This window comes from Arthrobacter sp. CC3, from assembly GCF_039907775.1.
Lineage (GTDB): Bacteria > Actinomycetota > Actinomycetes > Actinomycetales > Micrococcaceae > Arthrobacter.
Map to the genome: position 1 here is coordinate 22,759 of NZ_JARCCY010000033.1, position 20,832 is coordinate 43,590.

Consider the following 20,832-nt stretch of genomic DNA (forward strand, 5'->3'; position numbering starts at 1 on the left):
ACGGGTGGACAACAGGATGGCGGTGAGGGAGTTCCTCGCCTCGAGGCGCGCAAAAATCTCTCCGGAAATGGCCGGACTCACGCTTTTTGGCGGACGACGCCGGGTTCCCGGCTTGCGCCGCGAAGAGGTCGCCATGCTCGCCGGGGTCAGCGTGGACTATTACACGAAACTCGAGCGCGGGAACCTGGCCGGCACGTCCGAAAGTGTCCTTGACGCCATCGCCAGGGCCCTGAAGCTGGACGAAGCGGAACGGGACCACCTGTACAACCTTGCCAGGGCCTCCAGCGCGTCCGGCCGGAACAGGCAGCGTCCCCTCCAGAGCGGGAGCGTTCGCCCGCCCCTCCAGTTCATGCTGGACGCCATCACGGCGGCGCCCGCCTTCATCGGCAACCAGCACATGGACATTGTGGCGGCCAACCAGCTCGGCTACGCCCTGTACTCGGAGATGTACCGCGGCCCCGCCCGGCCGGCCAACCACTCCAGGTTCATCTTCCTTGACCCCGGAGCCCGGGACTTCTACCCGAACTGGGAACTGGCCGCCAACACCAACGTGGCACTTCTGCGCACCTATAGCGGCCAGAACCCCTTCGATAAACGCCTGGCGGACCTCGTCGGGGAACTCTCCACCCGCAGCGAGGAGTTCCGCACCCGCTGGGCAGCCCACAACGTCCGCCGCCACTATGCCGGAACCAAGGTGTTCCACCACCCGGTGGTGGGTGAACTCGAGCTCACGTACGAGGCCATGGACCTGGCCGAGGACCCCGGCTTCAGGCTGACCGTCTACCCGGCCGTGCCGGGATCGCCGTCGGATGAACGGCTGCGGCTGCTGGCCAGCTGGGCTGCCACCGAAAACATCCGGGAACTCGCCGTCGGGCCCGTCCAGGGGCAGCCCGGAGCGGCGGTCCAGCAGTCACCCCGGCATGCACCCCACAGCAGGGATGTCCAGCGGTCGTGACCGTGGAAGGATGGAGGGACGGAGCATCACCACGTCACTACCTAAGGGCGGATCATGGCCAAGGGGATTTACGTCAGCGCGACCACACCGGGATCCGGTAAGTCGCTGATAGCGCTGGGGCTTGCGGACACGCTGCACCGGCACGCGGACCGCATCGGCTTCTTCAAACCCGTGGTCCACGGCACCGACGCAGCCTCGGACCCCATGGTGGCCCTGATGAAATCCCGGTTCGACCTCGACGACGACCGCTGCCGAGGCGGCCTGACGTTCGCCGAGGTCCGCTCGCTGCTGGCGGAGGGAAACCGGGCGGAGATCGACGCCCGCTGCGTGGAGATCTTCGCCGACATGTCCCGCCACTGCGACGTGGTGATCGTGGAGGGCACCGACCTCACCGGCCAGGATGCCGCCGTCGAATTCGACCTCAACGCACGCCTCGCCAACAACCTGGCCGCCTCCATCGTGGCCGTGGTGGGCGCGAAGGGGCGCACCGTCGAGGAGGCGGCCGACGCCGTCGAGGTCGCCCGGAAGGAGCTGGCGGCGGAACGCTGCAGCCTGCTGGCCATCATGGTGAACCGTGCCGATCCGGAGGACGTGGACGGGATCGTCGCGGCCGTGAAGCCCGGCGCGTCCGGCCGGCCCGTGTACGTTTTCCCGGAGCTGGAGGACATCGCCCGGCCCACCACCGGCGAGGTGGCCACCGCCCTGGGGATCCGCCAGGTGGCGGGCCGGCAGGACATGGAACGCGACGTGCACTCCATCAAAGTGGCGGCCATGAGCGTGGCCAACTTCCTGCACGTGCTCGACGACGGCGCGCTGGTGATCGTCCCGGGCGACCGTGCGGATGTGATGGTCGCGTGCCTGGCGTCATCGTTCTCACCGGAATTCCCGGTGCCGTCAGCGCTGATCCTCACCGGCGGCCTGGCCCCGGATCCGAACATCTACTCGCTGCTGGCGCAGGCGCCGTTCCCCGTGTTCGCCAGCCCGGACGATACCTACACCACCGCCAAACGAGTGTCCGAGGTCCGCAGTGAAATCTGGTCCGGGCACCGCCGCAAAGTAGCCTCCGCCGTCGGGCTGTGGGCCAAGCGTGTGGACGAGGCCGAGCTGGTGGAGCGCCTGCACCTGCCCCGGCTCGAGCGGATGACGCCACTGCGGTTCCTGCACGACCTGATCGAGCGGGCCCGGCTGCAGCGCCGGCACATCGTGCTGCCCGAGGGGAACGACGTGCGGATCCTGCGTGCGGCGGAAATCCTGCACCGGCGGGACGTCTGCGACCTCACCATCCTGGGCAACGAGTCGGATGTCCGCGAGCTGGCGTCCACGCAGGGCATCGACCTGTCCGGCATGAAAATCGTGGATCCTGCCACGTCCGAGCTGCGCCAGCAGTTCGCCGAGAAGTACGCGGAGCTGCGTGCGCACAAGGGTGTGGACCTGGCCCGGGCGCTGGAGGTCATGCTGGACGGCAGCTACTTCGGCACCATGATGGTCCAGCTGGGCGTAGTGGACGGCATGGTGTCCGGCGCCGCGCACACCACCGCCCACACCATCCGCCCGGCACTGGAGTTCGTGAAGACCCGCGACGGCGTGAAGATCGTCTCCTCGGTGTTCCTGATGCTGATGCCGGACCGGGTGCTGGTGTATGGCGACTGCGCGGTCAACCCGGACCCGAACGCCGAGCAGTTGGCGGACATTGCGCTGGCCTCGGCGGAGACCGCCACGCAGTTCGGCGTCGAACCGCGCGTGGCCATGCTGTCCTACTCCACCGGCGGTTCCGGCACGGGCGAGGCGGTGGATAAGGTCCGGCAGGCCACCGAAGCGGTGAAGGCCCGCCGCCCGGACCTTGCCGTCGAAGGCCCCATCCAGTACGACGCCGCCGTGGATGCTGCGATCGCACAGTCCAAGATGCCGGGCTCATCCGTCGCCGGACAGGCCACCGTGTTCATCTTCCCGGACCTCAACACCGGCAACAACACTTACAAAGCGGTGCAGCAGTCCTCGGGGGCGGTCGCCGTAGGGCCCGTCCTGCAGGGGCTCCGCAAGCCGGTGAACGACCTCTCCCGGGGGTGCACGGTGGAGGACATCGTGAACACGGTGGCCATCACGGCCGTGCAGGCGCAGTCCGTGGAGCCGGCCGCCGAGCCGGCACCCGCCGCCGCGCACGCGTAGCTAGGTGTCTTCGGGCGTGAGGTCCAGGTCCTCCACGTTTTCGGGCGGCTCGGGGGACTCGCCCACCTCGGCGGCTTTGAGGTTGCCTGTGTCGTCCAGGGCCGGGTTCGCGCCCTCGACGCCGGTGGGGTCCTTCGCCTTGGACCTGGACTCCGGCGCGGTGCCCGCAGGTCCGGCGCTCTCGGGTGCGGTGGCGTCCGGCTCCCCGCCGGTCGGCTGGGTGGTGCTGTCACTCATGGAAAAGCCCTCCGTGCATAGTCCAGTTGGTCCGCCGACTCTAAGCGCCCGCCGCGCCCGATGCAATGGCGCTACGATCGAACTTCCACCGACCACCGCAGCAGCTACGGCTTAGGAGGCCCAGTGCTCGTCCTCGTCATCAACTCCGGTTCGTCCTCGCTCAAGTACCAGGTGCGGGATGTGGCATCCCACAGCGTCCTGACCGAGGGGCTGATCGAAAAGATCGGCATGGGCAACGGCGGTGAAGGGGACGGCGAGATCGAGGGCCCGCGCGATCATGCCGAGGCGCTCGAGCAGGTGGACGCCGCCATCCACGAGGTGCTGGGTGACCGGAAGCTGGACGCCGTCGGCCACCGGGTGGTGCACGGCGGTGAGCGCTTCGGCGAGCCCGTGCTGATCGACAACGAGATCACCCGCGCCATCGAACGGCTCAACCCGCTGGCTCCGCTCCACAACCCGGCCAACGTGCTGGGCATCCGCGCCATCGCCAAGAAATGGCCGGACATGCCGCAGGTTGCCGTGTTCGACACCGCCTTCCACCGGACCCTGCCCGAACACGCGTGGCGCTACGCGGTGCCGGACTCGCTTTACACCAACCACGGAATCCGCCGTTACGGCTTCCACGGCACCTCGCACGAGTACGTCTCGCATCAGGCGGCGGCGTTGCTGGACCTTCCGGTGGAAGAGTTCGACGGCGTGATCGCCCACCTGGGGAACGGCGCCTCCGTCACGGCCATCCGCGGCGGGAAGTCCGTGGACACCTCCATGGGGTTCACCCCGCTGGAGGGCCTGGTGATGGGCACCCGCTCGGGCGACCTGGACCCGTCCATCCTGGTGTTCCTGGGCCGGGCTGGCTGGTCCACGGAGGACCTCGACTCGCTGCTCAACCGTGAATCCGGGCTCAAGGGTCTTGCCGGCAACAACGACATGCGCTCCGTGGTGGAGGCCGCCGAAGCCGGCGATGCCCGCGCTGCCACGGCGCTCGCTGTCGCGTCCTACCGGCTGGCCAAGTACATCGGCGGGTACCACGTGGCCGTGGGCGGGGCGAAGGCGCTGGTGTTCACCGCCGGCATCGGCGAGAATTCGCACCAGTTCCGCACGCTGGTGGGGGACAGGCTGGGGGCGCTGGGCATAGAGCTCGACGCCGGGCTGAACGGTGAGCGCTCCAAGGAACCGCGGGTGATCTCCACCTCCGCGTCGCTGATCCCTGTCCTGGTGGTTCCCACCGACGAGGAGCGCGCCATCGCGGAGGCGACCGCCGCCGTCGTGCATTCATCGGCTGCTTCCTAGTCGGGACGTTCCCTCACTTTTGGTCGCCGCCGCGGAGGGTACGCTCAAACCATGCCGGACATCAGACTGCCCATCCGCACCGACCGCCTGGTCCTGCGCCGCTTCGAGGCCGCCGACCTCGACGCCTTCTTCGCCTACCACTCGCTGCCCGCAACCGCGCGGTTCCTGCCGGGCGAAGCCAAGACCTACACGCAGTGCATGGAACGGGTGGGCAACTACGCCAACTTCGTCTTCAAGAAGGAGGGCGACTGGGTGGCGCTGGCCATCGAGGCGGCGGACTCGCCGGGTTTGATCGGCGAAGTGGTGCTGAAATGGCTGCCGGGCTTCGGCCAGGCGGAAGTGGGATGGAGCCTGGCCCCGGGAGCTCGCGGCAAGGGCTACGCCACCGAAGCCGCGGAGGCGATGCTGAAGCTGGGGTTCGAAGGCCTGGACTTCCACCGGATCGACGCCAAACTGGACGCGCTGAACACGGCGTCGGCATCGATCTGCGAGCGGCTGGGCATGCGCCTGGAAGGCAAGCACGTGGACAAGTGGCGGTACAAGGGTGTCTGGGCCACGGAAGTTGTTTATGCCATGCTCCGCGACGAATGGGCCGCCCGGAAGCCGGCAGCTGACAAGCCAGCCGTCCGGAACTAAGCGCCGGCCCCGTACGTGCCGTACTCCGGAAGCCCTGCCGGCTCATAGACAAGAATGGCGAGGCCGCCCGGCGTCGTCCTGCTGCTGGCGAGGCGCAGGCCCGCCGGGGCGCCTCCCACCGGAAACAACCGCCGACCGTTCCCAACCACCACCGGGGCGATCACCAGCCTCAGCTCGTCGATCAGTCCGGCGGCCAACAGGGACTGCGCCAGCCTGGCACTCCCGTGGATCTGCATCTCCCGTCCGGGCTGCCGCTTCAATTCGGCGACCTGCGCGGCCACGTCCCCGGAGAGGATGGTCGTCGGTGCCCAGGAGCCCCGCGTCAAGCTATGCGAAGCCACGTACTTCGGCAGGCCATTCATCTTTTCGGAGAACGGATTATCGGGGTCCGTCATTTGCGGCCAGTCGCGCGAAAAGTTGTCGTAGGTGCGGCGGCCGAACAGCAAAGCGTCCGCCCGGCCCAGCCAGTCCACAGCCTGTTGCACAAACTCCTCATCCAGGTGCGGGACGAACCACCCGCCCTGGGTGAAGCCGTCGCTTGTGTCCTCATCCGGGGAGCCGGGACCCTGCGACACGCCGTCCAAGGTCAGGAACTCCATCAGCGTCAGTCTCATTGCGTGTCACCTCTCCTTAGCAGTTCAGCCCGGTCCTCGATTAACCCACTTCGTAATCGAGCCTGTCGAGATCTTTGGTTTCGACAGGCTCAACCGCCGGTCGACGTGGGTGCAGGCGTGGTCAGGGCAGGTTCCGTTGGCGCTGGCGTCGGCTCAGGGGTGGCGGCCGGACTCTCCGTCACGGTGCCGCCGGTGACAGGCGCTGCCGGAACCGGTGCCGTCGTCGTCGTCGTCGTTCCCGAAGGCGCCGGTGCCCCGCCGGTGGCGGAGGGGACGGGCGTCTGGCTCGATCCGGGCGTTGATTCGGACGATCCGGGCACCGGGGTGGCCGTGGAGCTTGGCGTCGCGGACGTCGCGGTGCCCTTGGTGGCGCTGGGATCGTTCCGGACGACCTCCATGACTTGTTCCTTGAACGCGTTGAGGCGTCCCTGGATTTCGGACAGCGGCACGTTGTGCAGATTCCGCCCGAACTCGGCGATCTCAGCCCACAGCGCGTTGAGCCGGGCCATGCCGTCGTCGCTGAGCGGTCCATCCAACGTGAGTACCAGCTGGTTGGCCAGCGCATACGTGAGGCACCGGACGCAGTTGTAGTTCGCGGCGGCGGACAGGTTCTCCGGAACGATCACGTCGGCCTGGCCCACGATCAGCACCACCTGGAAACCCACAGCCACAGCCGCGCAGTCGGTGCAGCTGGCAAAGGCGTAGGCCTCGTTGGTGGTGTCCACCGGTTCGCCGTCCTCGGCCCAGACGAGCGCGAAGGCGACGTCGTACACCACCGAGCCGTCCTGCGTGTTGACCGCCAGAGCTTGGTTGTCGCCCTCTTCAGGGGCGGCAGGCCGGTCGAACGGGAAGACCCACGACGGCGGCACGGCAGCTCCGCTGCCGGCGTCCGGGGTGGCCGTGGACGCGGCGTTGGCGCGGGGCACCAGAACCATACTCAGCTGGGGCTGGTCCCTGGTGGGCTTGGCTGCACCTGCAGGCCACAGGGCGACCGTCTTGCCTGGGTGCCCTTCCCGAAGGGTCGTGGACGACGCCGTGGGGAACACCGCCGTCGTGACATCTGCCAGGGTGCCGCGTTCGTACGGCTGGACCGGCCGGTACGTGTCCGCTCCGGGCCACCACGCCCAGGCCAGGCCGGCGGCAACGGCGGCGACGGCGGCCATCGCGGCGCCGCGCTGGACTGCCTTGCCGCGGGTCTTCTGCCACAGCCCTGTTGTCAGCTGGCGGACCAGTCGCAGCAGGACGTAGAAGATGCCCACCACGGGAAGCGCGACGGCGGCGATAGCCAGGGCGCGCACCGCGGCGCCCGCGATGTCACCGGCTGTGAGACTTTCGGCCAGTTGGGACTGCTGCTTCAGCACGCTCGCCCATGCTGTGCCCAGGAGCCGCGGCAGCGAGACCACCATCATTGCCAGGCTGAACAGCAGCAGCGGGACGGTGACCAGCACCCATATGGTCACAACGGCGCGCGCCCAGGGCTTGAGGACCAGCGCTTCCGGGTCCGTCCGGCGCCACGGCAGCAGCCCCAGCAGGGTCGGCTTGATGCGCTGGAAGAGGTCCGGCACCCCGGTGGCGTCGGCCAGGATGTGGTAACCGTCGAACCGGACCAGGGGAAGCAGTTGGCGGACCATCTGCAGGATCTGGGTGACCACCACCAGCAGCAGCGCGTCAAAGCCGGTGGCCCACCAGACACCCATGGTGGCCACGGCAACGATCGCGTTGAAATACAGCCCGCCCAGGTCCGTGCGGATCCGGCCGCCGCGGCCCAGCCGATAGGAATCCGTGACGTCAGTGAAGAACGCGGGCCAGATCAAATAAAGGCCCGCGCCCATGGCTCCCGGCGTGGCGCCGCCGCGGCGTGCGGCGGCAGCATGGCCAAACTCGTGGAAACCGGCGGACAGCACGGTCACAGCCAGGACCAGAAGCACCAGGCCCGGGTTGGCGAAAGCGTCATGCGTGGCCGAGCCGAGTCCCTTGACCATCAGCACCCACCAGCAGGCGGCAAGGAAGGCAGCGCAGACGGCAATCACGATGAGCGGGTTGAAGAGCACCGCAAACGGGGCCGTCAGTTTCCGTGTGCGGTCCGGATCGGTCACGGTGTAGCGGAAGCGCATGCCCAGGAGCGGATCGGCTTTCTTGACCTCGGGCTGCGAACCGTCGGCCAGCCGGAGCAGTCCCAGCGGCAGCAGCTGCGAGCTGATCAGCGTGCGGACGTTGTCCGGGCTGACCAGCCTGCCGAACCTGGTGCTGGTGTGGTCCGCGACCTCGTCGATGCTGCGGTGGCCGTCGATGGCGTCCAGCACCAGGTACAGCAGCCGCATGAGCTGGATGGCCTGCCCGTCGGCACGGCGGACCAGTGACGGCGGCTCCCGGTAGCCGGATCCTTTCGATTCGCCGATGAGTTCAATGCCGTCGGCGCGGACGGGAACGTCGGGCGAGGGGGCACCTGGCCCGGATTCGTCCGTCAGCAGACCGGCGGTGGGCGCGGAGGAAGACGGCGGGCCGTCCAGCCCGGACGGCCCGCCGTTCACAGTGCTCATGAGGGCGTGCTCATGATGGCGTGGGTCTCCGGGCTCTACTGGCGGAGATCGGACTGCTGGTCCGCGGACGCCGTGGCTTCGCCGTCGATGTGCTGGCTGATGATGGCGTCCTGCTGGGCAACGGCGAACGCGTCGCTGTCGATGGAGCCGATGTTGGCCGCCACCGCCGCGTCGATCGGGGCGGCCACGTTCGCGTTGGCTGCAACAGCGCCGTTGATCGGAGCAGCGATGTCCGCATCGGCAGCCAGGTCCACGTTGACGTTCAGGAGGTCCCCGTCCAAGGCGGCGGAGGGATCAACCGGCAAGGCACCGACGTCGGAAGTTCCGCCGTCGGGCAGCAAGCCGCCGTCGGTGGTTCCGCCCGTGGTTCCGCCATCCGTGGTTCCGTCCGCCGTACCGCCGCCGGTCGCGTCCGCGTCGGTTGTCTGAGGCGCCTGGTCAATGGTGCTGTCCTGCGTGGAGTCAGCCGTGGCGTCAGCGGTGATGCCCTGGTCGATGATCACTCCCTGGTCCGCAAGAGCCTGTGCCTCGGAACCGTACGAGAGGATGTTCGCGGAGGCTGCCGCGTCGATCGGGGCGGCTACGTTGGCGTTGGCTGCCACGGCGAGGTCGATGGGTGCTGCGGCGTTGATGCCCAGATCCAGGTCGGCGTTCAGGTCCAGAACGGAGGCTACTTCCTTGTCCGGAAGCGCGGTGCCACCCTGTGCCATCAGTTCTTCGTCGGTAAGCGGGGTCAGGCCCTGTTCAGTGCTCACGAATAACTCCAGTTCCGGCACGGGTTCTGCTGCCCCCAGTGAGCAGTTTCTAAACCGATGTGCCTAATGCCAGTTAATAGTAAGCATGATGATGATTTATTGGTAGCCAACCGCGGGCGTCCGAGCATCCGCCATGCCCAACATCCCGGAAACTGGCCGAACACCCCGACGGCGGTTAACCCGCCTCGCAGCCCATCGACTGCTCCGTAACGGCCGTTTAGGGGATCCAAAAGGGCCGTCACGGAGCAATCGATGGAGCTATTTCAGCCCGGCCCCCGGCAGCAGTTCCACTGCGCCCACGGAGTCGGCCACGAAGGCGTAGTCCCAGGCACGTTCGCGCCACTGGACGTACCGGCCGGAGGCTCCGCCGTGGCCACCGTCCATCTCGATCTTCATCACGATCGGCTCAGACCCGGTGGAAACAGCACGCAGGGCCTGCACCCACTTGGCCGGCTCCACGTAAAGCACACGCGTGTCGTTGAAGGAGGTCACGGCGGCGATCTTCGGATAAGGCAGGGCACCCACGTTCTCGTACGGCGTGTAGGACTTCATGTATGCGTACACCACGGGGTCCGTGATCGGGTTGCCCCATTCCTCCCACTCGAGGGCGGACAGCGGCAGCTCCGGATCGAGGATGGTGGTCAGCGCGTCCACGAACGGCACGGCGGCCACAATCGCGGCGTACTTTTCCGGTGCCAGGTTGGCCACGGCGCCCATCAGCAGCCCGCCGGCGGAACCGCCCATTGCCGCGATCCGGGACGGCGAAACCCACCCGGAACCAGCCAGCCAATCGGTGGCCGCGATGAAGTCGGTGAACGTGTTCTTCTTGTGGAGCTTCTTGCCGTCCTCGTACCAGTGGCGGCCCAGCTCGCCGCCGCCGCGGATGTGCGCAATCACGAACACAATCCCTCGGTCCAGCAGCGACAGCCGCGGGATGCCGAAGCCGGGGTCCATGCTCAGCTCGTAGGAGCCATAGCCGTACACCAGTCCGGCCGCGGTGGAGTCGCGGGAAACCGACGCGTGCCGCAGCACCGACAGGGGAACCTGGGTGCCGTCGGCCGCCGTCGCCCATTCACGGGTGGCCACATAGTCGGAGGGGGAGTAGCCGCCCAGCACCGGACTTTCCTTGCGGAGCAGCAGCTCACCGGCCGGCTGAGCCGGAGTCGGCAGCACGAAGTCGTACACGCGGGACGGCGTGAAGTAGGACGTGTAGCCCATCCGGATCACCGGCGCCTCGTAGTCGGAGCCCGCCACACCGGCGGTGTACAGCTCCTCGTCGAACGCCGGCTCCACCGGGTCGCCCTGCTCGGGCGTGCCCAGGCCGGCCAGTGCCAGCACCTGCACGCGCTCGATGGTGTCCTTGCGGACGGACACAATCACGTGCGTGGACGTAACGCCCGCGCCGTTGACGCGCACCTGGTCGGAATGTTCGACGACGGTGGTCCACTCCTGCTCGGCCAGCGGCTTGGTGAGCTCGGCCGGGTCCACCAGCGACACCATGGAGTTGATGGCATTGCGGTTGTGCGTCACCAGGATCTTCTCGGCACCATCCAAGACGAACGGCTCGGCCTCGTAGAGCACCCGTTCGTCGCGGGAAATCACGGTGCTGAGTCCGGCGTCGTAATCGTCAAAGCGGAGCAGCCGCGTCTCGCTGTACTCGGAGCAGCCGATGCTCAGCACGAGGTGACGGCGGTCGGAGGCGAGGTCGAAGCCCAGCCACATGGCGACGTCGTCCTCCTGGTAAATCACCTCATCGTCGGTGACGGGTGTGCCCAGCACGTGGGACTTGACCTGGTAGGGGCGCCAGGCGTCATCCACCACGGTGTAGAACAGGCGCGTGCCGTCGGGGGAGAAGGAGACGCCGTAGAAGATGTTCTCGATGACGTCAGGGAGCATCTCGCCGGTGCGCAGGTCCTTGAAGCGCAGCGTGAAGCGTTCGTCGCCGGCGTTGTCCACGGCGTAGGCGTAAAGGTTGCCGTCAACGGTCACGGCGGTGCCGCCCACGGCGAAGAACGGCTTGCCTTCGGCTTCCACGTTGCAGTCCAGCAGGACTTCTTCACCGGGAAGTTCGACGCCGGCCTCCACCGCCGGGGGCGTCCAGTCGGCCACCGGGTCCCCGGTGTTCAGGGCCTTGACCCGGCACTGGATGCCGTACTCCTTGCCCTCCACGGAACGGGTGTAATACCACCAGCCGTCCTTGCGGTTCGGGACGGACAGATCCGTCTCCTGGGTGCGGCCCTTGATTTCCTGGAAGATGGCCTCGCGGAGCGGTTCCTGGTGGGCGGTGACCGCTTCCTGGTAGGCGTTCTCTGCCTTCAGGTGCTCCACCACGTCTTCGGAGTCCTTGGCCCGCAGCCATTCGTAGTTGTCCACGAAGGTGTCGCCGTGGTGGGTCCGTTCCGTGGGGATCTTCCTGGCTACGGGGGCGGCGGACGCAGGGGTGGGGTCGGCAGGGTGCTGCACTGGAGTCTGGGTCATTGACTCAATATATAAAGCTATTCCGCTGCGGGCACCCGCGTTCGCTACCGGGGGATAGAGTGGTCCGCTTTCGCCGTGCGTAGCGCCCTGCACACCGCGTCACTTCTGCAACTTAAAGACAAGTAGTGGCCACTCACGCACAGGATGTTGGCGGTAAATAGTCTTTAGGAGTCGGTCGGCGGAGGACCTGGTCCCCCTGGGAACTCCCGCCAGTCCGATACTTGGCCCGGACAACGTTTCCGGATCACGTTGAGCTGGGCCGGCGGTGACAAGCCTTCTGAGACCGAGGCTTCCCCAGGCGCCGCCGGCCCTTAGCTCACGTGAAGTAAATCAGTGCCGGAGCCGCGAATCGGCAGGCATCAACCCAGGCACCAACCCCGGCAGGAAGCGCACAAAGGCCACCATGCCGACGAGTTCCACCAGGGTCTGCGTCACCACCACCAAGGCAGCGAGGGCCAACGGTTCGGGAAGCGCCAGCGCGAGCGGAAGCACCACGAGGGAATTGCGGGTCGCACCGCTGAACACCACAGCCAGGGTGGCCGGGGCATCCAGCCGGGCAGCCCGGGCCCCGAGCAGGCCCAGCGGCACCATCACCAGCAGGAACGCGGCATACAGCGGCACCACGGCCACCAGCGAACCCAGCTCAGAGCGCACGCCCGTGATCTGCGAACCCACCACCACGGCGAGCGTCACCATCATGAGCGGGACCATCAGGGCTGCCATGACGGCCATGATGCGCCGTCCGGCGATCCACTGCGTCAGCGCCGCCAAAGCCAGCGGGATAACGATGAGCCCCAGGAGGGCCTGCACGAACGGTGCCGGGTCGATCGCCGACACCAGGCCCGGCCCCACGAACACCAGCAGGTACAGGGGCAGCAGGAGCATCTGGGCGAGCATCAGCACAGGTGCCGCGGCGAGCAGCCGGCCGCTGGCTCCGCCGGCCAGCCCGGTGAACACGATCACGTAATCGATGCACGGCGTCAGCAGCACCAGCAGCACACCCACCAGGAGCGCCTGGTCCCCGGCGACAAACCGGCTGAGCCCGAAAACCACCACGGGCACCACGGCGAAGTTGAGCACCAGCACGGCTGCCATGAACCGCAGGTCGCGTACGGCCCGCCCGAGTGACGCGAACGGGATGCCCAGGAAGGTGGCGTAGAGCAGCAGTCCCAGCACGGGATTGATGGCCAGCTCCAGCGCAGGGGCGCTACCGGGCGCCAGGAAACCCGCAGCCCCGCCGGCAAAAATTGCGGCAAGATACAGGCCGATCTGGCGGCGTTCCATCCATGCCACAAACGTCCGGGTCCTCACCGGCTCCATCGTAGGCGAGCCACTACCCCGCACCGCAGCCGGCCACAACACCCCATGCCGTTCATAACGCCACTCTTTCCGCATATGACGCTTAATGTTGCGTACGTCACATCCGCTCCCTAGGCTGATGGAGGTCGCAGCGTCGCGGCCATGCAGTGAATAGGGGAAACACTTGAACGACAAACTCAAGGTTTTAGTACGACTCGATCTCGATTGCGGACAGGCTGAAGTTGCCGCCCAAGGCCATGTGACGGCGAAAAGCCTCCAGGCCCTGTATGTGGTTGTGAAGAGGGCAAATCATTTGAAGGAAGGACTCCACCTGGTGGTGGATGTGAGCCACGCACGTGTTGAGCCGGCTGCAATGGAGCAGCTGCAGGCATGTTCGGAATCGCACCACCTGCCGGCGTCCATTGATCCGCTCCAGTCGGAATGCAACATCAGCGTCCTGGCTCCCGCGCCGCCGGTTGCGGCGCACCAGGGTACGGAGAGGGCAACCCGGCTAAGGAGCCGGGCCATGAGCCTCGCCGCCTAAACGGCGGATCGCACCCCACCGGAACTCACTTCACCGGAACGCACTTCACCGGAACGCACTTCACCGGAACGCACTTCACCGGAACGCACTTCACCGGAACGCACTTCACGGGAACGCACGACGACGGCCTGGCCGCCTTAGCGGCCGCCGTCGCCGGAACTGATCTCACCGAAATCCGTCACCCTGCTTCAGCAGCCACCTGTGTAGGTCCTTAATCGCCTGCAGATGGCCCCTTTGGCGTGGTGGAGCCGAACAGTAAGTTCCGGACACCTCAGTTCCCGCCCTCGAATCCGTTGGCCGCCACGTAGTCCGCCAGGGTTCCGCTGGCGAGTGCTGCGGATATTGCGCCTATGGCGCCGGGGTTCTGGAAGACGATCGACTGCCCGGTGGTGCTGAAGCCGAAGCCGCCGTCGGGCAGCCGGAAGAAGATGGCATCTTCGGGGCCCACGTCGCGCAGGCTGTAGCCCAGCTTCGCCATGGTTTCCACGGTGAGGCCCGGGCTGACGGTCCAGTGCGGCCGGACCGCGTTGACCACGTCCAGTACGGTCTGCGGATTGGTGAGGGTGCCGGCGCTCATGAACTTGCTGATGACGGCTTTGAGGAATGTCTGCTGGTTGCGGATGCGCTGGAAGTCGCCGTCGGCAAATGCATAGCGCTCGCGGACGAACTCCAGGGCCTGGCCGCCGGTGAGGTGGTTGATGCCGGCGGGGAAGTTGTGCCGCGTGTCGTGGGTGGACGTGAAGGGCACGGTGACGTTCACGTCCACGCCGCCCAGGGCATCGGTGGCGGCCCACAGGCCGGGGAAGTCCACCATCACGGCGTGGTCGATGTGGGTGTTGAACAGCCCCTCCACGGTCTGGACCATGAGCGGAATGCCGCCCAGTTCCAGCCCGGCGTTGATCTTGGCTTCGCCGCGGCCGGGGATGTTCACCCACATGTCGCGCATGATCGAGATGCCGTAGATCCTCTGCCGGTCGGCCGGGACGTGGACCAGCATCAGGACGTCGCCGCGCTGATCGGCCGGTGTTCCGGCGGCGGCCTGGGCTTCCTCCGCCCGCGAGTCGCCGCGGCTGTCGCTGCCGATGATCAGGATGTTCATGGCCACGGGCGGCGGTTCAGGTGCCGGCGGCGGCGGCGCGGGCGGTGCCGGGGCCGGCTCGGTGGGTGACGGGGTCGCCGTGGCGCCTTCCGCCGTCGCAACCCCGCTGGCGGTGGGGGCGGGCGGACCGCCGCGTCCCACCTGCGAGAACGCGTACGCGGTACTGCCCAGGGCGATCACCAGAACCATGGCCAGGACGGCTTTGAGCCAGGTGGGCTGCCGGCGCAGCCAGACGGGAAGCCATGCGAAATTTCCCTGCGGCGGCTTGCTTTCAGCCGCTCCTTCCGGATCAGACTGGTTGTCCATAACCGGACGCTACCACCGCTAATGCGGAAATGGGCGACGCCGAAAGTCCTGTTATGTGGGCGTGTTGAGCCGGGCGTAGCGGAGGATGGTGAGGATGGCGGGGGCCAGTTCGTCTTCCATCTGCCGGTACACCTCGGGGCCGCGTTTGTAGGGGTCGATCACTTCGTTGTCGGCGCTGTCCGCAGCCAGGGCGAGGTGCCGGACGGAGGCGAGGCGGGCGGGCAGGCCGCGCCAAAGCGTGCCGGCGTCGGACGCTTTTTCGCTGGCTTCACCCGCGGCTGCGTCGCGTTCCTCGAGGGCTTCCAGCATCCGTGCGAATTCCCGGATGGTGAAGGTGCGTTTGAGCAGTGACGCGTCAAGCTGCAGCACCTCGCCGCGGTGCTTGGACGTCATGGTCAGCACGATGTCCGTTTCGCGGAGAATTCTGGGGGTCAGCTGCCGGGCCGCGAAGCCCTTGTCCGTGCCGCCGTACATGTTCACTATCTCGGCCGAGAGCGGCTGGATGGCGCTGCCCACCATCGCGCGGGTCCCGGCGCTCCGCACTTCAAAACCGCCGGGCAGGACCTGGTCCAGGCCGGCCTGCAGCAGGCGTTCGGCCACGGGGGAGCGGCAGATGTTTCCCGTGCAGACTGTGAGGATCCGTACGGGCGTTGGCGATTCCACGGTGAGGGCTCTTTCCGGAGGGGCTGTCAGATCGGTGCGATCCCTGACATTCAACTTAACACGCAGGCAGTTCCGGTCCGGGGGCGAATCGCCTAGATGAATCAGCAGATCTTGATCGAATCTTGACGCTCGGTTGCGGGAAACCTAAGGCACGGTGTGGACAGTGGAGTCAGCCGGTGAAACCCGGTCACGGCAGCTGGGCGACCCGTTCGGGAGGTCCAACCGATTGCTACGGGGGACGTAGATGTCAGAGCTTGCTTATCGCATCAAGGACCATGCCGGAACCACGCGCCGCAGGGCCGCGTGGGGCGGCGAGCGATCGGTTCCGGCCGAGACGGCCACGTTAGTGTCTCCGGCCGCGGCGGCGCAGGCTTTGACCGGGCCGGCTTCGACGGGGCCGGCTTTGACCGGGCCAGCTTCAGCGGGGGCAGCTTCGAGCGCGTCAGCTTCAGCGATGCTCGTCTCGGGTGTTCGGGCCATTCCTTCGACCACGCATCCCAATGAAGCAGGCCACCTTCGGCCCGCCGTCAAAGTGCCAGTCGCGCTCAGCCTGCGTGGCCTTGGCGCCGTCTCCGGGCTGGTGAGCGTCCACATCACTATAAATCCGGTGGTGCACGTTGCGGCGGCCTTGCAGGTTGGGCAGGTGCCGGTGCCGGGCAGCCTGTCATTTTCCTTCATCAGCGTGGGGACGGCATGCGTTCTGCCGACGCTAACACTCAAGGGCACCACGTTCACGGCGGCCTTCAAGTATGAGGTGGCCGCCGGTTCAACGGAACTGGACTTCGCGATCGACGGCTATGGCCGCCATGGCAGAAATAGCGACAGGAGCGACTTCGAAGTGACGGCAGAAGTTAGCGTCCACGATCACGGCAGGCAGTCGCCGACAGTTCTGGCCGTCAGCTCCATCATCCGTCTGTAGCTTCGGTCCTTCACGTCTAGCTCCGTCACTCATCTTTGAGGTGGCGCGCAGTGGAGCGGGGCACCGCAAGGCGTCGACCGCCGTGTAGCGTGGACCGCCGTGACGTGGGGCGCCGTCCGTTTCTCCGGGCAGCAGTGCACAGCCCGGCCGTTCAGGGCATGCACCTTTCAGCATCTGAAGTAGGTGTTTCGTCGTGGGACCTGTCTCGGGTCGATGTGGGGTGGCGGGATGAACCAGGGGATCCCGGTTTTGACGTGGATCTGCCATTGCTCTTTGTGGATCAGGTGGTGGTGATGGCTGCAGAGCAGGGCGCCGTTGTCTGTGCTGGTGGTTCCGCCGTGGGACCAGTAGGTGATGTGGTGGGCTTCGCACCAGGGTGCGGGGATGGTGCAGCCGGGGAAGGCGCAGCCTTGGTCACGGGCGGTGAGGGCTTTGCGGATGTGGGGCGGGAAGACCCGGGTGGTGCGGCCGATGTCCAGGATGCGTCCTTGGCTGCCGAGGAGGACGGGGATGATGTCCGCGTCGCAGGCGATTTTCCGGACGGTGGCGGCGGTGACGGGGCCGGTGAACGTGAAGAAGCCCGTCCCCGGGATGCCGGTGCCGGGGAAGCGGGTGCCGGTGCGTGAGTCTGACCGGTAGCCGGGTCCTTGGTCGGTGCCGTGTTTGTGGTTGTCCAGCCGGGCCAGGAGGTCGCGGTAGTCGATGGTGACCATGACCTGGGGACGGAGCCCTCCCGCGGCAGGCAGGCCGCCGGTGGTCAGTCCTGCTTTGACCGCGCCGACGAGGCCGTCCAGGAGCTGCTGCGGCCGGGTCCGCCGGTCCAGATCCTCCACGTCATCACCGGTGCTGCCGTCACCGGTGCGGGTGCGGGGGTTGGTGGCGATGTTCATCGCGGTCAGCAGGTGTTCGGATTGCTCGGTGGTGGCGAGGATTTCCATCCGCTGGAGTCCGCAGCGGGGTTGGCGGAGGAAGACGCCCTGACGGTGGCGGAGTTCGGTGTCGGTGGGTTCGGATCCGTCCTGGTCGATCGCTTCCGTCCATTGCCGGGCGACCCGGGCGACGAAGTCGGTGTCGTGCTCCACCGCGGCCCGGGTCAGGGCGTGTTCCATCCGGCCGGTAACTTCCGCATCGGCGTGGTGGCCGGCCCGGTCCAGGGCGAGGGTGATGATGGTCGCGGACCGTGACGCGACGGTCCCGGTTGCGAGGGCGGCGGCGAGTTCGGGCCGTTCCGGTGGCTGCGTGTGCCCGGTGATGCCGGTGCGGGGCAGGACCGTCTCGGCTAGCGCCAGCCGCCGGCGGGCTTCTCCGGCACCGATCCGGAGCCGCAAACGGAGGAACTCGGCGGTGTTCCGGCAGCCGTCGTCCGCAGGGTCCGGTTCTGCAGGGAGGCAGGGAGCTTCGGTACTCAGTGCCGTCCCGGCACCCTGGCTGGTGTCGGTTTGGCTGGTGTCCGCTTCGCTGGTGGCCCAGCCGATGGGGCCGTGCACGGCGGTCGCTTCGCCCCACCCGGTGGTCCAACCAACCCCGGACCCCGAGCCGGCCCGCGCGGCAGCACTGGCCTCGCGCCGGGCCCGGTCCACGGCCCCGGCCGCAACGACCTGCATGTATTCCATATTCCGGGAGAATTCGTCGAGCCCGGCGGCAAAGTCAGCCGCTTCCCGCAGGCCCATCACCTTGGCGTCCTCGACCGCCGTCGAACTGGCACGTTTGAACAGCTCAAGGCTTCGGGCCAGAGCACAGATACTGCCGCCGTCGGACGCTATGGGAGGCTGTTGGCCTTCAAGCCCCAGCGGGCCACCGGCGAGGTCAGCAGGCCGGACGGCGCGCAGGTTTCTCGTCGGCATCACCGGCGCCAGCGGCGGAAACGGAGCGTTGGAAAACCACCCAAGGCGCGCGGCCTGGTTCGGGGTGAGTTCTCCAACGGCTTCCATGGGATAACTCTGCCAGCGGGCACTGACATTTAAAGTGGGAACCCGAAATCCTCAATTCGTTATACACAGGAAAGCTTGACCGAATCTTGCAGGACGGTTGCGTGAACCTTTCGCGTCGTTGGGCAAAGTGGTCGCAGCCGGCGAAAACGCGGTGAATGCAAGCGGCCGGTCCATCAGGGGCTGGCCCCAGCCGAAAAATATGTGGGGGCGAAATTGTCTGAGGTTCTGAACGCAGAGGTCACGAGCAGCGAAGAGGGCGGCCTCAGCCGTCGCAGGATCGTCAAGGGAGCGGCGTGGTCCGTGCCGGTTATCGCTGCAGCTATTGCGGCTCCGGCAGCGTCGGCTTCGGGATTTAATGTGGCGGCAGCGTTCGACCTGCCGACAGGAACAGTGCCGTACCCCGAGGAACGGGCCAGCGGTCACAACCGTACGGGAATCGGGCCCACTGGATTCCACATCGTGAATAGCGGTGCAGCCATCTCGAGCAGCATCTCTGGACAAATTACGATTCAGCCAACGACGGCGGCAACCACCGACCCTGCCATCGGAATTCGGAGCCTGACGGGCGCCACAATGACTGGGCCGATTCTTTCGGGCACGGTGTTCACCGCGTCGTTCACAATTCCAGGCATTGCTGCGAATATCAACCATCCGGTTTCCGTCGGTTTTTACTACCGCGGGCAGAAGACGCAGAAGCGATCGTTCACAATGTTGGTCACGTTTACGTCTCCCACAGGCCTCAACTTGGCGCCACTCACAACAACCCTCGAACTCGTCTAGGCAGCAGCCGTGATCTACCACCGCTCCACCCTGGTCGCAGAAGTCCGGGCCGAGTCGAAAGACCGCGTGGCCCTCCTCCACCTGGATGCAACCCAGCCCGTAGTCCTCGAAGGCACGGCAGCAACCATTTGGGAACTGATCGACGGCCGTCGCGACCGGGCGGCCGTCATCGCCGAACTGGAAGCCACCTTCGAGGATGCGGCCGGCCAGCTGGCGCAGCAGGTGGAAGATTTCCTGGCCGGCCTGGAAGCCCAGCGGCTGATCGAATCCGCCGGCATCGCAGGTCAATAAAACAGCAAGCACCAACCGGCTGGACGGAAGGAGGAGTCATGAGCGGCGAGGACAACAAGCACGGCGTAGATTCGCAGCCCCACTGGGACTTCTCCAGCGGCTGGGACGCCCGGCTATTTGAGGACCTGCGCGGCGGCGGGGAACTGCTGAGCGTCGACGTCCTCGGCACCCAGTTCGCCGTCCGCTGGGGCCGCTCGGTCACCCTCGAACAGCAGCAAAGCATGCGCTCGGCCTGGTCGCGCTGTCCCGGTGCCGGGGCACCGATGATCCCGCCGCTCGCCAAGGAACCCACGGAATCCCTGCCGTACTCCGCGTCCGTCTCCTATTTGTCCCAGACGTACGACGGCGGCACGTTCCCCTTGCAGGCCGCCTCCTTTGCGGAGCTGGCTGAGAACCTCACGTCCCGGCTCACCGTTGCCGCGATCCTGGAGAACGCCGGCGAGTTGATGATGCTCCACGCCTGCGGGGTGGCCTCTCCCGAGACCGGCGCTGTTGTGGCGCTCGTGGCCAAGTCGGGCACGGGCAAGACCACCGCCGCCTCGCTGCTGGCCAAAACGTTCGGGTATGTCACGGACGAAACCGTGGCCATCGGCCCGGACGGCTATGTGGTGCCGTACCCCAAGCCGCTGTCCGTGAAGCAGGGGCCCGGCACACCCAAGCGCCAGGCGGGCCCGGACGAGCTCGGCCTCCTGCCGGCACCGGCCAAGCCCTTCATCCAGTCCATCGTGCTGCTCAACCGGGTGGAACCGGACACCACAGAAGGAACGCACCAGGAACCAACCCTTCGGAAGCTCCCGTTGGCTGACGGGCTGCTGGCCCTCATCCCGGATTCGTCTTCGCAGGCCGAAATCGAAGAGCCGCTGCAGTCGCTGTGCCGGCTGATCGACCGGGTCGGGGGAGTCTGGCAGGTGACGTACTCCGAGGCCGAGGACCTGCCGGCGGCCCTGGCGCCCCTTTTCCGCAAGCAGCGCCGCTCGAAGCCCGTCTGGGAGGCCCGCGCAGAAGAACCCGAATCGGGACCTATCCCGGACGGCTGGATCCGCCGGGTGGAACCCAAGGATGCCGTAGCCATCGACGGCGACCTGCTGGTGATGCTGGAAGCGGAGATCGTGCGGCTGAGCGGGATCGGGCCGGCCATCTGGGAGGCAACCGCCAGCGCCGTCCCGCTGGACAGGCTGACCGAACAAATAGGCGAAGTGCACGGCCGGCCGGAGGACTACCGGGCCGCCGTCGCCGCGGCTGCCGGGCAGCTCATCGCCAAATCAGTCCTGGAACAGGTCGGCGAGTAGCCGCCAGCCTCGCGGGAAACCGCCGAGCGGGAAACCACCT

At 67.0% G+C, this 20,832-nt stretch carries 18 protein-coding genes; 9 read left to right on the plus strand and 9 right to left on the minus strand.

Annotation, left to right across the window (positions count from 1 at the left end; translation table 11 throughout):
• Nucleotides 1–4 precede the first annotated feature (4 nt).
• Complete coding sequence (locus tag PV761_RS17685) at nucleotides 5–955, plus strand: helix-turn-helix transcriptional regulator (RefSeq protein ID WP_347898723.1); 951 nt, start codon at nucleotides 5–7, stop codon at nucleotides 953–955.
• A gap of 54 nt (nucleotides 956–1,009) precedes the next feature.
• Nucleotides 1,010–3,121, plus strand: coding sequence for a phosphate acetyltransferase (gene pta, locus PV761_RS17690; protein WP_347898725.1), 2,112 nt, complete (start codon nucleotides 1,010–1,012; stop codon nucleotides 3,119–3,121).
• On the opposite strand, the gene PV761_RS17695 is transcribed toward pta, so the two are convergent.
• Entirely contained in the window at nucleotides 3,122–3,358 is a 237-nt protein-coding gene (locus tag PV761_RS17695; RefSeq protein WP_347898727.1) for a hypothetical protein, read from the minus strand.
• A 123-nt stretch (nucleotides 3,359–3,481) separates the two neighbouring features.
• On the opposite strand from PV761_RS17695, the gene PV761_RS17700 reads away from it, so the two are divergent.
• Both PV761_RS17700 and PV761_RS17705 read left to right on the plus strand, forming a co-directional pair.
• A complete protein-coding gene (locus tag PV761_RS17700) occupies nucleotides 3,482–4,648 on the plus strand; it encodes an acetate kinase (protein ID WP_347898729.1) in 1,167 nt (388 codons plus the stop codon).
• A 51-nt stretch (nucleotides 4,649–4,699) separates the two neighbouring features.
• Entirely contained in the window at nucleotides 4,700–5,284 is a 585-nt protein-coding gene (locus PV761_RS17705) for a GNAT family protein (RefSeq protein WP_347898731.1), read from the plus strand.
• Here PV761_RS17705 and PV761_RS17710 read toward each other — a convergent pair.
• The 5 genes from PV761_RS17710 to PV761_RS17730 form a co-directional block, all read right to left on the minus strand.
• Nucleotides 5,281–5,898: a dihydrofolate reductase family protein gene (locus PV761_RS17710; RefSeq protein WP_347898733.1), complete on the minus strand. Its 618-nt coding sequence runs from the start codon at nucleotides 5,896–5,898 to the stop codon at nucleotides 5,281–5,283. The genes PV761_RS17705 and PV761_RS17710 overlap by 4 nt on opposite strands.
• Before the next feature lie 89 nt (nucleotides 5,899–5,987).
• Nucleotides 5,988–8,438 (minus strand): hypothetical protein, encoded by a 2,451-nt coding sequence (locus PV761_RS17715; RefSeq protein WP_347898735.1) that lies wholly within the window; start codon nucleotides 8,436–8,438, stop codon nucleotides 5,988–5,990.
• A gap of 35 nt (nucleotides 8,439–8,473) precedes the next feature.
• The gene (locus PV761_RS17720) at nucleotides 8,474–9,193 is read right to left on the minus strand and encodes a peptidoglycan-binding protein (protein ID WP_347898737.1); all 720 of its coding nucleotides are present in this window, start codon (nucleotides 9,191–9,193) and stop codon (nucleotides 8,474–8,476) included.
• Between the two features lie 258 nt (nucleotides 9,194–9,451).
• Nucleotides 9,452–11,671, minus strand: coding sequence for a S9 family peptidase (locus tag PV761_RS17725; RefSeq protein WP_347898739.1), 2,220 nt, complete (start codon nucleotides 11,669–11,671; stop codon nucleotides 9,452–9,454).
• A gap of 330 nt (nucleotides 11,672–12,001) precedes the next feature.
• Nucleotides 12,002–12,991 carry a bile acid:sodium symporter gene (locus tag PV761_RS17730; protein WP_347898741.1) on the minus strand — a complete coding sequence of 330 codons (990 nt, stop codon included), beginning with the start codon at nucleotides 12,989–12,991 and terminating at the stop codon, nucleotides 12,002–12,004.
• Between the two features lie 163 nt (nucleotides 12,992–13,154).
• On the opposite strand from PV761_RS17730, the gene PV761_RS17735 reads away from it, so the two are divergent.
• Nucleotides 13,155–13,514, plus strand: coding sequence for a hypothetical protein (locus PV761_RS17735; protein ID WP_347898743.1), 360 nt, complete (start codon nucleotides 13,155–13,157; stop codon nucleotides 13,512–13,514).
• Between the two features lie 271 nt (nucleotides 13,515–13,785).
• Here PV761_RS17735 and PV761_RS17740 read toward each other — a convergent pair whose 3' ends face one another.
• Complete coding sequence (locus PV761_RS17740; RefSeq protein ID WP_347898745.1) at nucleotides 13,786–14,919, minus strand: LCP family protein; 1,134 nt, start codon at nucleotides 14,917–14,919, stop codon at nucleotides 13,786–13,788.
• Nucleotides 14,920–14,970: 51 nt separating this feature from the next.
• Nucleotides 14,971–15,582 carry a low molecular weight phosphatase family protein gene (locus tag PV761_RS17745; protein WP_347898747.1) on the minus strand — a complete coding sequence of 204 codons (612 nt, stop codon included), beginning with the start codon at nucleotides 15,580–15,582 and terminating at the stop codon, nucleotides 14,971–14,973.
• A gap of 244 nt (nucleotides 15,583–15,826) precedes the next feature.
• Here PV761_RS17745 and PV761_RS17750 point away from each other — a divergent pair, with 244 nt between their 5' ends.
• Complete coding sequence (locus PV761_RS17750) at nucleotides 15,827–16,501, plus strand: hypothetical protein (protein ID WP_347898749.1); 675 nt, start codon at nucleotides 15,827–15,829, stop codon at nucleotides 16,499–16,501.
• Between the two features lie 167 nt (nucleotides 16,502–16,668).
• Here PV761_RS17750 and PV761_RS17755 read toward each other — a convergent pair whose 3' ends face one another.
• The gene (locus PV761_RS17755; protein WP_347898751.1) at nucleotides 16,669–18,432 is read right to left on the minus strand and encodes a DUF222 domain-containing protein; all 1,764 of its coding nucleotides are present in this window, start codon (nucleotides 18,430–18,432) and stop codon (nucleotides 16,669–16,671) included.
• A gap of 213 nt (nucleotides 18,433–18,645) precedes the next feature.
• Here PV761_RS17755 and PV761_RS17760 point away from each other — a divergent pair, with 213 nt between their 5' ends.
• The 3 genes from PV761_RS17760 to PV761_RS17770 are packed head-to-tail and all read left to right on the plus strand — an operon-like array spanning nucleotide 18,646 to nucleotide 20,792.
• Nucleotides 18,646–19,212: a hypothetical protein gene (locus tag PV761_RS17760; RefSeq protein ID WP_347898753.1), complete on the plus strand. Its 567-nt coding sequence runs from the start codon at nucleotides 18,646–18,648 to the stop codon at nucleotides 19,210–19,212.
• A gap of 9 nt (nucleotides 19,213–19,221) precedes the next feature.
• Nucleotides 19,222–19,503 carry a PqqD family protein gene (locus PV761_RS17765; RefSeq protein ID WP_347898755.1) on the plus strand — a complete coding sequence of 94 codons (282 nt, stop codon included), beginning with the start codon at nucleotides 19,222–19,224 and terminating at the stop codon, nucleotides 19,501–19,503.
• Nucleotides 19,504–19,541: 38 nt separating this feature from the next.
• On the plus strand, nucleotides 19,542–20,792 hold the full coding sequence (locus tag PV761_RS17770; protein WP_347898757.1) for an ATP-binding protein: 1,251 nt from the start codon (nucleotides 19,542–19,544) through the stop codon (nucleotides 20,790–20,792).
• Nucleotides 20,793–20,832 lie beyond the last annotated feature (40 nt).

Bases quoted from the DNA above. Each gene is read 5' to 3' on its own strand.
- PV761_RS17725 (WP_347898739.1), bottom strand. From the start codon at position 11,671: ATGACCCAGACTCCAGTGCAGCACCCTGCCGACCCCACCCCTGCGTCC.
- PV761_RS17755 (WP_347898751.1), bottom strand. From the start codon at position 18,432: ATGGAAGCCGTTGGAGAACTCACCCCGAACCAGGCCGCGCGCCTTGGG.
- PV761_RS17710 (WP_347898733.1), bottom strand. From the start codon at position 5,898: ATGAGACTGACGCTGATGGAGTTCCTGACCTTGGACGGCGTGTCGCAG.
- PV761_RS17705 (WP_347898731.1), top strand. From the start codon at position 4,700: ATGCCGGACATCAGACTGCCCATCCGCACCGACCGCCTGGTCCTGCGC.
- PV761_RS17695 (WP_347898727.1), bottom strand. From the start codon at position 3,358: ATGAGTGACAGCACCACCCAGCCGACCGGCGGGGAGCCGGACGCCACC.
- PV761_RS17750 (WP_347898749.1), top strand. From the start codon at position 15,827: ATGTCAGAGCTTGCTTATCGCATCAAGGACCATGCCGGAACCACGCGC.
- PV761_RS17770 (WP_347898757.1), top strand. From the start codon at position 19,542: ATGAGCGGCGAGGACAACAAGCACGGCGTAGATTCGCAGCCCCACTGG.
- PV761_RS17740 (WP_347898745.1), bottom strand. From the start codon at position 14,919: ATGGACAACCAGTCTGATCCGGAAGGAGCGGCTGAAAGCAAGCCGCCG.
- PV761_RS17730 (WP_347898741.1), bottom strand. From the start codon at position 12,991: ATGGAGCCGGTGAGGACCCGGACGTTTGTGGCATGGATGGAACGCCGC.
- pta (WP_347898725.1), top strand. From the start codon at position 1,010: ATGGCCAAGGGGATTTACGTCAGCGCGACCACACCGGGATCCGGTAAG.
- PV761_RS17715 (WP_347898735.1), bottom strand. From the start codon at position 8,438: ATGAGCACTGTGAACGGCGGGCCGTCCGGGCTGGACGGCCCGCCGTCT.